This is a genomic window from Erwinia amylovora, from assembly GCF_017161565.1.
Lineage (GTDB): Bacteria > Pseudomonadota > Gammaproteobacteria > Enterobacterales > Enterobacteriaceae > Erwinia > Erwinia amylovora.
Genome location: NZ_CP066796.1, coordinates 2527420 through 2539001 on the forward strand (window position 1 = coordinate 2527420; position 11582 = coordinate 2539001).

Here is an 11582-nt window from a genome sequence, read left to right on the forward strand (position 1 = left end):
GTTCAACCCTTGTCGGCAATTGTTAATAAATCTGCGCGTCTGAACGCATTTATCATCATCGAAAATAGTCGATATTCTGCGGATTGATCTTGTCTTCGGCGTTTAATCTGTTGGGGCCAATGCTAAATTCACCCCGGAGTTCCTCGTGCCAGATAAAGATCCTGTTGTTGAGCGCCTCTCTTTAGAGGTACTTGCGTTACGTCACATCGTTCAAATGCTTATCGTTTACGGCAATGTGCCGACCGGTGGCAAGCTGAATAAGTATTTGGTGAAGGTTGCGGATGACGTCGAACATCGTGACGAACGTGAGTCAAATAAAGCGATAGCTGATGTGATCCGTGGCTATATTCGCTGACCGCCATACAGCCCGGCGTCGGCCGGGCTGTATGACTTATGCCAGTTTGGATATCGCTATTTCTGGTGCCATGCAGATGAAAGACGCACCACATCACTACCGCGCCAGCGCGTGATGACTCCTGAGCCTAATCCGTGCGATTGCCGCAGTATTGGCTACTGGCCCTGATGTTCAGGGCTGCCTGTATAAGCAGCCTGTTCGTCACAGGCGTAGCAAAAGACACTGGCGAAAACGGGTGCAGCTCAACACAAATCGCCGCTAATGCGGCCACCTCATTGCGATTGCCAATCTCAGTGGCCGCCTGTTTGGGCATCCTGTCTGACAAAATCGCCCGCATCCGCAACATTACCCTGGCGTAGTTCGTATCAGTGGCTGGGTGAGTATCCTGTTATTGAGCCAAATGAATGAAAGCACCTTTTGGTGAGAAACTTCTTTTGACTGACTAACCTGACCAAAAAATACGTTGGGATTTACCTCTGCTTTGGCATCGGCGGCGTATTAAGATCGCTGGTCGCCCCGCTTCAGGGGGTTTTACCGTGGCGTTTAGTCTGACAATGGCACTGCTGGCGATCCAATGCTGCCCTGCGTCACCGTCCGTTCCCTGACTGGATCAGCGCAAGGGAAAGCGGAAACCCCCGGATTGCCGGCTGAAAATCAATACGTCCGCGCCGGTTACGGCAGCGGGCGTTTCAACGGTGAATGCGGGAGTCATTGCTGATGGAACAGCGGTTCAGGAAGTCCCGCTACCGCAACCCGCACGGCAAACAGGTCGCCGGATTGCGGAAACTGCGCCAGCTCGTCCGCGCTGCGATCCTCCCTTGACGTGGTAATATACAGAGTCTTCAAATCCGGGCCGCCAAAGGCGACCATCGTTGGCCAACGTACCGGAAGCAGGATCTCATCAACAATGTCCCCGCTGCGCGTATCGATGCGTACAACACGCCCGCCGTCAAACATTGCCGCCCAGTAATAACCCTCGCTATCCAACGCTGCACCGTCCGGGCTTCCCCCCTGCTGCGGATCAAAGCGCCGAACTACCTCACGCGGGCCGATTTCGCCAGTATCGGCATCCAGCGGATAACGGTAAAGCAACCCATGTGGCGTATCGCTCTGATACATCCACAGGCGGTCGGGAGTGAATGCCAGCCCGTTAGAGATCATAATATCGTCGGCCTGCTCGGTAAGTTTGAGCTGATTGTCTACGCGGTACAGCTTGGCTCCATTGCGATCCTGCGGCTCCCACAGGCTGCCACACCAGAAACGGCCAAACGGATCTACCCGGCCGTCGTTGAAGCGACTGCGGGGGGCATCACCGGGATTAGTGGCGATACGCCCGGTAATTTCGCCACGCTTATTGAGAAAACAGACGCCGCTGCGCAGCGCGGCTATCAATCCACCGTCTTTACACAGGCCAATACAGCCAATATCCTCTGCAACCGGCCAGGCCTGATGCTCACCGCTGATCGGGTCGAAGCGATGTAAAGCAGGGGCAATGATATCAACAAACCATAGCACCTGTTGATCTACGCACCACAGCGGGCACTCCCCTAATTCAGCCTGTACGGACAAGACATTTTCTACCTGGTAGGCCATCTTCAATTCCTTGCTGGTATGTTTGTTCGCCTAAAGTCTAGGTTATTTTTTACAGGCTGCAGCAGGATAAAACAGACAGATCGGGCAGCCAGCCTTGCAGACCGGCAATCAGGGCGTTATGGCGGGAGAACTTCAGTTTAATGAATTAATTTGCAATACAAGATGGAACATAACTCACACTGGCGACATCATTTCTCCACGTTTTTCACGTAGCCTTGTAGTCAGTGAAAAAGCACAGGAGATCACCATGATGAGGCTCATTAAAGCGATTTTTGTTATCGCTATGATGCTTATGCTGACTGGCTGTGTGGTTGCCCCGCCTTATCATCGTGCGGGTTATGATGGCGGCTATCATCACGGTCATTACTATCGCGGGTATCCGCACCGGGGCTGGTAAAGCTGACATTAGCGGGCAAGGGCTGCATACGGCAAGATAATGACAGGCAGTTAACTCATGAAATTATGGGCGGGCGTATTGCCCGCCCTCACATTAGCTTTTAATACGGTAATTGCATTGATACCAGGCTTTCATTAATCCGGGAACATGGCTTTCCTGCGGGTTAAGCGCATCGACTTTATCAAAGCCCCGTTCAGAACAGTATTGCTCGACGTCTTTTTGCATAGCGGTTTTATCAACCTGCCCCGGTTTGAAACGGTACTGTACGCTATTGACTGCCGGATCTTCATCGACCTTTTCATAAGCCCCAGGCTTGCCGGAAGTGCAGCCGGCTAACAGTAATAGCGCTAATGCGCCAAACGCTTCTTTTTTCATCAAGGCTCCTTTCTTCCGGTGGCGCATCATAACAATCCCCACGGTGGCGACCATCAGACACCAGCGCATTTGCACAATTTTACTTAACCTGTGCAATGTTTCACCGATTGAATTGATTCAGAGAGCCGTGTGGCATTGACCGGGTATCAATGAGAATATGCTTACAGACACCACGATATGTCTGCGCAACACCGGGAATTTTTCAAAAAAACAAAAAAATGATTGTGCCCGCCGCGAGCGGGCTTTTTTCTTTAATGGCTTTTACCGCCAATAATGATACGTAAAACACTTGCCGAATCCTTATCAGTAAGTGCCAGAACAGACTGATAAAGATCGATCGTCATGTCACACAATTTAGTTTCATCTGCACCCGGCTCACCCGGCTTATTCATCATCTGCAGATCGCCCCCCCAGCGGTTATATAACCCCTGTACGACCTTTTGCAGCTGCAATCGTCCGCGAGGTAAATCAATCTGCTGCCCGTTACCATCACTGTGCTGCAACAGGCGGTCCATTGCCATCAGTTCACGCTCCATCAAAGCAGACGGCAGCAGTTCACTGATATTCACTCCGCCCTTAACCTGAGGAAACAGGAAGCGGAAACACTGGGCGGGGCTGCGCTGTCGGATCAGTTTCATCTCCTCCAGCGAGATCTTCATATATGCAATCAAATCTTCATTACGGGCGGCATTGATACGTTGGTTCAGCAGCTCTGCGGCTAGCGGGCGCAGTTGTGCAACCGCCTGCCGCAGTGGCACCCCTGCACGCAAACGGCCTGCAAGTTCATCGCTGGCCTGTTGATACAGCGCCGGCTGCTGCTGCTTAATGGTTCGCCAGACGGGGAAAGAGGCCAGCTGCGTGCGCGCAGCCATTATCGATGTATCTTGCTGACGCTGTGGAGCTATCCAGCGGTAATACCAGAGATTGCCCACCAGCGGTGGCAATAAACACAGCAAAATGGCCACAGGGGCGGACAGTTTTTTACCTTTCCACAGCCAGCCAGTCAGCACCAGCCAAACCACCGTGGAAGAGAGCGAGACCAGAGTCAGGTTTGCAGTCAAAATAGTTACCTGAAATCATCGGTCAGCACGCATTACAATTTTGATTAATCAATGCGCACATCGACCAGTACCGGGCAGCTGGCATGTTCGATAACCGCAGCACTGCACGAGCCTTTTAGCAGGCGATTCACCGGCGACAGATGGCGGCGGCCCATAATGATCATCGCCGCCTGCAGGCTATTCGCTTCGGCAACAATGGTTTGAGCCGATTTGCCGGCCAATACCCGCCCGCTCGCCGTTACCCCGGCACGTTGTAGCTCGGCCAGCGCCTGACGCACTACCGCTTCGGCCGTATTTTGCTCATCCCGCGTCAGTTCACAATCGACGAGGTCCTCACCCGCTTTTATCTCCAACGGCCCACAGGCGTAACCGGTGTCTATGCAGCACACCACCACCACTTGCGCTTGTAACGCCAGCGCCTGGATGCTGGCCAGCGCAACCACTTTGCGGGCAATCACCGAGTTATCGATGGCGACTAAAAGCGTTTGCATTTGCCCCTCCTGTCCGTCTCATTTGGCTACATTCCTGACTCATTAAGCAACGCGTCTTTGCATTTTTGCCATGCGGATAATAGCCTTAATAATGCCAACGCATTCTCTTTTGCCAAAGTCAGTCATTCACATAACTGTAGCACTATTCGACATGGTAGACATAATGCACCCTGTTGCACCCCGGTAACCTGGATCATGATATCGCAATAACGACATAACTGGTTGATGAAGAAATTTATAACCATCTGATGCACCACATCGGCAATCCAGGTGCGTAAAAACCCGATTTGACAAAAGTGATGGTATGAATATCGGTTGGGCAAAATTACGTGGCGGGCTTATAAACAGCTTGTTGATCAATTATATCACCAGGCACCAACAGGGGATTGAACGTAAATTAAATCAGCTCAAGAAACAGATATTGAGCGTTTATTTATACTATCCATGCAAACTTATGTTATGTTTATTGTTTAATTTTTGGATGATAATATGATTAACCCACTACTCTATCTCAGAACGAATATTTTAAATGACTCAAAGGCAGCCGTGCAATATGCAAATAAATTACCCACTAAAAAAACATTGAACTTGCCAATAAATTGTTGAACGCAGAAGCTGAAAATGCCGTATTCCGGCGGAATGATGCCTCGAACCAAATACAAGCCCAGGCTCGCTTAGCCCGCTGCATGGACCTGTTAGACAAGCTGGAAGTGATAGCCATAAATAAGACAGGAGACATCAACTTAATAGTAAGAAGTGGTTTTTTATTACATAACAGAAGCACAGGCGTAAATATAAGAAGAAGAGAAAAATTTACCGATTTTAATTTATCTGATTTAGCTCTTACGTACAGAGATTTAAGAAATTGTGATTTTCAGGGTGCAAACCGGATGACAAGCCAACGTGATTTCAAACGTTTATTACAACGCAGGCCTGATTTTTCACGATCCACGTTAGATGGCGTTGACTTAAGCGATGTCTTTATATTTAACCCTGTTTTCAAGAATACCAGCATGACAGGAGCAAGATTTACTATCCGGGTAGTGAATCCATTTCAACATACGCCTCAATCCGGTTTGTGCTATTGTGACTTTACAGGAGCCATACTTGACAAAGCAGTTATTAACCTTCAACTCCCCTCTGTTTTAAGTATTTCAGATGCGGCCCTGTTACTTAATGATTACGGATCTCAAACCACTATTTTTGATATATTAAGAACCATAAACATTGCACACCCAGAAATAAAAACTAAAATCATTAAAGAAATAATCAGCCTGATAGACAGCTCCGATGTGAATATCAATTCAAACCCCGCCCTTATGGCTTCATTACTCAATAATATAGCATCTGAAAACTGCTATTTAAACGACAATGAAGTTAACAGTTTTTTTAAAAAGCTGATCGTTACAGTGATTGAAAATGCGAATAAAAAGGTAAATATGGACAGGTTTTACCCTAAAGTCCTGTCATCATTCATAACGATGTTTAATTCATTTGCAAATGCCCCCAGAACAAAAAAACACATGATTAAATACAATGGGGTTTTCATTCAATTAATGGCGACTTGTGCTTATCATGAAGACCCCAGACTAATGACAAGCGCCAGAGAAACCTACAGTAATTATCTTAAACTGGATGCCGTAAAACCCTTTACTGCAAAAACAGAGTTCGGCAACGGTGAGTCAGAACCAGACTGGTCTGAGAAAGGTCACTTTAATTTCATTCTCGTCAATGGTAACAAGACCATGATTATTGACCATGAAAATCTGAGCGCTATGTTAAACGTTGAGAATAGTGAAAGACAGGCCAACTGGAATCAGTTCTTTCTTTATGAGAATAATGAAATCTTAACGCAAGGTGAGCTGAATCATGAGAAGATTTTTTGTGACGAGTTCAGAATCTTTGAGGATGGCTATCGAAAGGAAATTTTTAACAACAGTTTAAAAAAAATTTTAAACACCCTCGATCTTGGTATTTATCACCCTCGTTTTGAATCAGCACTATCACGCACATTCGCGGAGGATAAAGACAAAATAAAAACTCAAGAAGATATGCGTAACCTGACTGCAATATTTGAGAAAGTCTTGACATATACAGTGGATGAAAGCAGAAATTACCAGTGCAATCTTAAGCAAGAGCATTTTGACGAAATCACTAACGCCTACGGACTTGGCAGCAAAAGTGATATGTCTAAAGCCAGAATCCTGTTCTGCCTTGCAACGTTATTCACCCGGTACTCATCCGTTTACTTTCTGGGTGCGGAACTTGATTCACCAAAAGCATTGAGGGATTATGCCAATGCATTAATGTGTAAAGCCAATACTTTAGATCCGCAAATCACAGGGGGTCATTTTGATCAATGGAATAATGCGCTACTTGGAACGATAAATACAAGCGGAGGCATAGAAACATGTACGTCCATTATTTACCAACAAATGATGGAACACGCAAAAACTCATTTCCCGGCGGTTATGATCAATGTCACCCCGCCGGGTTGGAGATAGCACTCACTTAAGCATATATTTTTATCGGCCTCACTTTTATTCGGTAAACTGAACAAAAATTTTGGCCTGCCGCGTTACCAAAACTGGCTTTGTGTAAAGAACCTGGCCGGAACCTGTTGACTTTAAGGCTGCTCTTCGCCAGTGCTGTCCGCTGCTGGTAACACGCTTTCAGCACGGAACATTGCCTTGATCCCTCTGACTGCCTGACGAATGCGATCGCTGTTTTCGATGAGTGCAAAACGCACATGCGTATCGCCGTAATCGCCGAAACCAATGCCGGGTGAGACACAGACTTTTGCTTTCTGCAACAGTAGCTTGGCAAATTCCAGCGATCCCAGATGTGCGTAGCGGTCGGGAATTTTTGCCCAGACATACATTGAGGCTTTCGGGTTATCCACCATCCAGCCCGCTTCATGCAGCCCTTTTACCAGTACATCACGACGGCGCCTGTATTGTTCAGCTATATCAAGAACGCACTGCTGATCTCCTTCCAGCGCCGCGATGGCCGCCACCTGTAGCGGGGTGAAAGTCCCGTAGTCGTGATAGCTTTTAATGCGCGCCAGCGCCGCCACCAGCTCTTTGTTCCCCACCATAAAACCAATGCGCCAGCCGGCCATATTGTAACTTTTCGACAGGGTAAAGAACTCAACTGCCACATCGCGCGCACCGGGTACCTGCATAATTGAAGGCGCTTTCCAGCCGTCATAAACAATGTCAGCGTAAGCGAGATCGTGAATAACCAGCACGTTGTACTGCTTCGCCAGCGCGATTACCCGCTCGAAAAAATCCAGTTCAACACATTGCGCGGTCGGATTGGAGGGGAAGCCGAGGATCATCATTTTCGGCTTTGGGTAGCTTTCACGAATGGCGCGCTCCAGCTCGTTAAAGAAGTCAACGCCGGCCACCAGCGGTACAGAGCGCACCTGAGCACCGGCAATCACCGCGCCATAAATGTGGATAGGGTAGCTGGGGTTCGGCACCAGTACGGTATCACCGTGGTCAAGCGTGGCCAGCATCAGATGCGCCAGCCCCTCTTTCGAGCCAATGGTCACTATAGCTTCAGATTCCGGGTCAATCTCAACCTGATAGCGGTCGGCGTACCAGCGTGAAATAGCGCGGCGCAGGCGGGGGATACCGCGTGATGTGGAATAACCGTGCGTGTCGTCACGCTGTGCCACGGTACAGAGTTTCTCCACGATGTGGGGCGGAGTCGGGCCATCGGGGTTGCCCATACTGAAATCGATAATATCTTCACCACGACGGCGGGCTGCCATCTTCAGTTCTGCGGTGATGTTAAAAACATACGGCGGCAGTCTTTCAATACGGGAAAAACGGCGTGGGGATGAGTTGTCAGTCATGGCGTCCTCTGATTCACGTAAGCGCCCGGACCGTCCGAGCGACGCAGACCACCAAAGTGGCCGAATCATCAACATAACCTACCTGCACTTCACCTGTCGACAGGCCGAATAAAATATTTCAATCAGCCGGAATAATGCGGCCAAACGGCCAGTCATTCACCCACTGGCCGCATAACAGATAATTATCTCGCAGCGTGCCTGCAAGCGCGAAGTCGTTCTGTTCCAGCACCCGGCCGGAAGCCAGGTGCCCCTCTGCCACTGCGCATTCAGCTTATGAAACCCGCACGGGTCAACAGGAAGTCACACAGGGCGCCCTGTGCCTCACTGCAATAGCCCTGGCCGAAAGGCTCACTGAGCAGAGAACAACCCGCCCGCCCTGACGGTGCATTGGTCGACATAATCGTGAAGAGTACGTGTGTCGATGAACATGAGCGAGTTTTTCTGCCGTCTGCCGGACGAACATTTTTGCTGCTGTCACCGATCGTACTGTATCAGCCTCAGTAAAATGCACGAGATCGAACCCTGGTTAACAAAAACCGCCTCCTCAAACTGTGCGATCTTGCGTTTCAGGTGCCGGTCAGCCGCAGTAGGTTGAAGGAGTTGTGCCAGCTGATGCGACTGTAAAAGGCCGCAAGGCGTTACAGCACGCGGCCCAGCGTCTGACGCAGATGCCCTCCGGCACCCAGTAACCCCGGATAATCGTGGGTGATGAGATAGACCGGGATTGGCGCGACATAATCCCTGAAGCGCCCTTTATCTTCAAACGCTGCGCGGAAGCCTGATGCTTTAAAGAATTCAAGAAAGCGCGGCACGATGCCACCGGCAATATAAACGCCGCCAAAGGTGCCGAGGTTAAGCGCGAGGTTGCCACCAAAGCGCCCCATAGCCACACAGAACATCGACAGCGCGCGACGACAGTCGGTACAGGTGTCCTGCAATGCACGCTCGGTAACGTCGCGCGGCTTCAGATTGTCCGGCAAGCGGTTGTCTGACTTAACAATCGCCCGATAGAGGTTAACCAGGCCGCTGCCGGAGAGAATTCGCTCCGCGGAAACATGGCCCAGCTCTTCGCGCAGCACTTCAAGGATCAGATCTTCTTCCTCGCTGTTGGCGGCAAAATCAACATGCCCCCCTTCGCCAGGCAGGCTGACCCAGCGTTTGTCCACATGCACCAGATGCGCAACGCCGAGGCCGGTTCCGGCACCATATACGGCAACGGGTTTATCCGCTACCGGCGCGCTGCCACCAAACTGCATCAGATCTTGTTCGGTCAGCATCGGGATGGCCATTGAGACGGCGGTAAAATCGTTGATGATCTCCAGCGAGTCAAAAGCCAGATTCGCTTTCAGGCTGTTGGTTGAAAAAGCCCAGTCATGATTGGTCATTTCAACCCAGTCTTCGGTAATCGGGCAGGCGATGGCGATACAACCGTGTTTGACATCCTGCTGGTGTTCAGCCAGATAAGCACGGATCACCGCCTCCAGGCTGCCATAATCGGCAGTGGAGAACGTTTTGGCCCGGGAGATGGCACCGTTTTCAATTTCACATAGTGCCAGGCGCGCATTCGTGCCGCCGACATCTCCCACCAAAGCATACTTATTCATTGTTATTTTGCTCCGCTTACGTCAATTAGACACACTATAAATTTCCCCCGTTAAAACAACAACGCCCAGCGGAAAAAAGGTGAGCGTTAAAGGCCAGCGCTACCTTACAGGTGTCCGCCGCCGCTGCCCACGGGCAACCGTCCGAATCGCGCGTAAAAGAGCGGTTTAACTGTTGTTCCGCTGGTTGAGGGCATGACACACGGACGCCAACAGGGGCGGCACATCAAGCCTTGGCAGCACCACCTCCACCAGCGAGAGATGCCCCCCCTCTTGCAGCAGCTTCATCACTTCGCGTAGCTGAACCGTTTGCGTCACGCGCCAGCTCTGAGCCAGGCTGTCAATACCCAGCGTTTGCGGCAGACGGGTCCAGTCCCAGCGGGCAATATCGTTGTAGCGCTGCTGCGCCCCGTGTATCGCCCGCTCTACGGTGTAGCCGTCATTATTCAACAGGAAAATCACCGGCTTTTGACCGTCCCGCAGTATGCTCCCTAACTCCTGCACCGTCAGCTGGGCGGATCCATCGCCAATAATCAGCACCACCCGCTGCTGTGGTCGTGCCGTTTGCGCACCAAACGCCGCCGGTAAGGTATAACCTATCGATCCCCACAACGGCTGCACCAGCAGGCGAACATCCTGTGGCAGGCGCAGAGCGGCCGCGCCAAATGCTGCCGTGCCCTGGTCGGCCAGCACAATATCGCCAGGGCGCAGAAAGTCCTGTAGCGCATGCCAGAAAGTATCTTGCGTCAGGCCGTCTGACGACTGCTCTTCGCTAACCGGGGGAGCAACAATGCCGCGCTGCCAGCCCTGACCATATTTCCGCGCCAGCTGATACAGTGCCTCAAGCGCCGCCGCCATCGGTACCGGCTCAAATGGCTGGCCCGCCACGCTGCTGGAATGCAGGCCAACGTCAATATTTTTACTGCACGTTATCTGCTGGGTAAAACCGGCGGTAATGCTATCGGTGTACCTGACGCCCACACTAATTAACACATCACTGTTTTCAATCACCGCGCGCGTGCTGTCAGCGCTGGCTGCCCCGGCATAGGTTCCGACAAAACCTGTAAGCATTTCCGGCAGCACGCTTTTGCCCATCAGTAACGTGGCAAAGGGCATCGGTATCTCCTCCAGCCAGCGCTGCAATCTCTGCTGCTGCTGAGCACGATCGGCAAGAAAATCGGCCAGCATCGCCACGCTGCTCGCTGGCGCCAGCAGGGATTCGGCCGCATCGACAAAGGCCGCCAGTTGAGCCTTATCGCAATCCAGCCGCAGCTCAAGCGGGGAAGAAGGAGGAGAGAGCGGGCTTTCTGCCACATTTGTTGCCAGCAGCAGATAGACCGGGCGCCGCTTTGTCAGCGCTTCGAACAACACCCGATCGATTTCAGCGGCGGCATTGGCGGTGGTCAGCACGCTGCTGGCGACAGAAATCTCCTGTTGCATACGAATAAAATGACCAAAGTCACCGTCACCAAGGGTGTGATGCAAAAGCTCTCCCTTGTTTTGTGAAGTTTGTGACGGCGCGCCGACAATGTGGATCACCGGCAGATACTCCGCACTGCTGCCGGCCACACCGTTTATCGCGCTGAGTTCACCCACGCCAAAAGTGGTCAGCAGCGCGCCTGCCCCCCGGCAACGGGCATAACCATCGGCGGCGTAGGCGGCGTTCAGTTCATTGGCGCAGCCGACCCAGTCTACATCGGGATGATCGATAACATGGTCGAGAAAGCGCAAATTGTAATCACCCGGCACACCAAACAGATGGCTAATACCGATCTCGTTTAAACGTGTAAGCAGATAATCGCCAACGGTATAAGTACTCATCACGCCACTCCTCTCTGGTATGTGAT

The 11582-nt window shown here is 51.1% G+C and carries 11 protein-coding genes and 1 pseudogene; 4 read left to right on the top strand and 8 right to left on the bottom strand.

Annotation, left to right across the window (positions count from 1 at the left end):
• Positions 1-145: 145 nt before the first annotated feature.
• Entirely contained in the window at positions 146-355 is a 210-nt protein-coding gene (locus JGC47_RS11645) for a hypothetical protein (RefSeq protein ID WP_004158774.1), read from the top strand.
• Between the two features lie 708 nt (positions 356-1063).
• Here JGC47_RS11645 and JGC47_RS11650 read toward each other — a convergent pair.
• Complete coding sequence (locus JGC47_RS11650; RefSeq protein WP_004158778.1) at positions 1064-1948, bottom strand: SMP-30/gluconolactonase/LRE family protein; 885 nt, start codon at positions 1946-1948, stop codon at positions 1064-1066.
• A 247-nt stretch (positions 1949-2195) separates the two neighbouring features.
• Between JGC47_RS11650 and JGC47_RS17660 the strand changes: the two genes are divergently transcribed.
• Entirely contained in the window at positions 2196-2345 is a 150-nt protein-coding gene (locus JGC47_RS17660) for a Slp family lipoprotein (RefSeq protein WP_004162770.1), read from the top strand.
• Positions 2346-2438: 93 nt separating this feature from the next.
• Here the strand turns inward: JGC47_RS17660 and JGC47_RS11660 are convergent, their stop codons facing one another.
• The 3 genes from JGC47_RS11660 to JGC47_RS11670 all read right to left on the bottom strand — a co-directional run bounded on the left by JGC47_RS11660 (position 2439) and on the right by JGC47_RS11670 (position 4272).
• The gene (locus JGC47_RS11660) at positions 2439-2720 is read right to left on the bottom strand and encodes a hypothetical protein (RefSeq protein ID WP_004158781.1); all 282 of its coding nucleotides are present in this window, start codon (positions 2718-2720) and stop codon (positions 2439-2441) included.
• A 251-nt stretch (positions 2721-2971) separates the two neighbouring features.
• Complete coding sequence (locus JGC47_RS11665) at positions 2972-3781, bottom strand: hypothetical protein (protein WP_004158783.1); 810 nt, start codon at positions 3779-3781, stop codon at positions 2972-2974.
• A 44-nt stretch (positions 3782-3825) separates the two neighbouring features.
• Positions 3826-4272: a universal stress protein gene (locus tag JGC47_RS11670; protein ID WP_004158784.1), complete on the bottom strand. Its 447-nt coding sequence runs from the start codon at positions 4270-4272 to the stop codon at positions 3826-3828.
• Between the two features lie 599 nt (positions 4273-4871).
• Between JGC47_RS11670 and JGC47_RS11675 the strand changes: the two genes are divergently transcribed.
• Positions 4872-6776, top strand: coding sequence for a type III effector (locus JGC47_RS11675; protein WP_241097882.1), 1905 nt, complete (start codon positions 4872-4874; stop codon positions 6774-6776).
• A gap of 122 nt (positions 6777-6898) precedes the next feature.
• Here JGC47_RS11675 and alaC read toward each other — a convergent pair whose 3' ends face one another.
• Entirely contained in the window at positions 6899-8134 is a 1236-nt protein-coding gene (gene alaC, locus JGC47_RS11680; protein WP_004158788.1) for an alanine transaminase, read from the bottom strand.
• 118 nt (positions 8135-8252) lie between these two features.
• The gene (locus JGC47_RS11685) at positions 8253-8393 is read right to left on the bottom strand and encodes a hypothetical protein (RefSeq protein ID WP_004158790.1); all 141 of its coding nucleotides are present in this window, start codon (positions 8391-8393) and stop codon (positions 8253-8255) included.
• A gap of 156 nt (positions 8394-8549) precedes the next feature.
• Between JGC47_RS11685 and JGC47_RS11690 the strand changes: the two are divergent.
• Positions 8550-8758: pseudogene (locus tag JGC47_RS11690) on the top strand (LytTR family DNA-binding domain-containing protein); the annotation flags it as partial.
• A gap of 14 nt (positions 8759-8772) precedes the next feature.
• On the opposite strand, the gene glk reads toward JGC47_RS11690, so the two are convergent.
• Both glk and JGC47_RS11700 read right to left on the bottom strand, forming a co-directional pair.
• Complete coding sequence (glk, locus tag JGC47_RS11695) at positions 8773-9738, bottom strand: glucokinase (RefSeq protein WP_004158793.1); 966 nt, start codon at positions 9736-9738, stop codon at positions 8773-8775.
• A 165-nt stretch (positions 9739-9903) separates the two neighbouring features.
• Positions 9904-11556: an alpha-keto acid decarboxylase family protein gene (locus tag JGC47_RS11700; protein ID WP_004158798.1), complete on the bottom strand. Its 1653-nt coding sequence runs from the start codon at positions 11554-11556 to the stop codon at positions 9904-9906.
• Positions 11557-11582 lie beyond the last annotated feature (26 nt).

What these genes read in the sequence shown, in the direction of transcription:
- JGC47_RS11650 (WP_004158778.1), bottom strand. Translation starts at nt 1,948, where the DNA reads ATGGCCTACCAGGTAGAAAATGTCTTGTCCGTACAGGCTGAATTAGGG.
- JGC47_RS17660 (WP_004162770.1), top strand. Translation starts at nt 2,196, where the DNA reads ATGATGAGGCTCATTAAAGCGATTTTTGTTATCGCTATGATGCTTATG.
- JGC47_RS11660 (WP_004158781.1), bottom strand. Translation starts at nt 2,720, where the DNA reads ATGAAAAAAGAAGCGTTTGGCGCATTAGCGCTATTACTGTTAGCCGGC.
- JGC47_RS11670 (WP_004158784.1), bottom strand. Translation starts at nt 4,272, where the DNA reads ATGCAAACGCTTTTAGTCGCCATCGATAACTCGGTGATTGCCCGCAAA.
- alaC (WP_004158788.1), bottom strand. Translation starts at nt 8,134, where the DNA reads ATGACTGACAACTCATCCCCACGCCGTTTTTCCCGTATTGAAAGACTG.
- glk (WP_004158793.1), bottom strand. Translation starts at nt 9,738, where the DNA reads ATGAATAAGTATGCTTTGGTGGGAGATGTCGGCGGCACGAATGCGCGC.
- JGC47_RS11700 (WP_004158798.1), bottom strand. Translation starts at nt 11,556, where the DNA reads ATGAGTACTTATACCGTTGGCGATTATCTGCTTACACGTTTAAACGAG.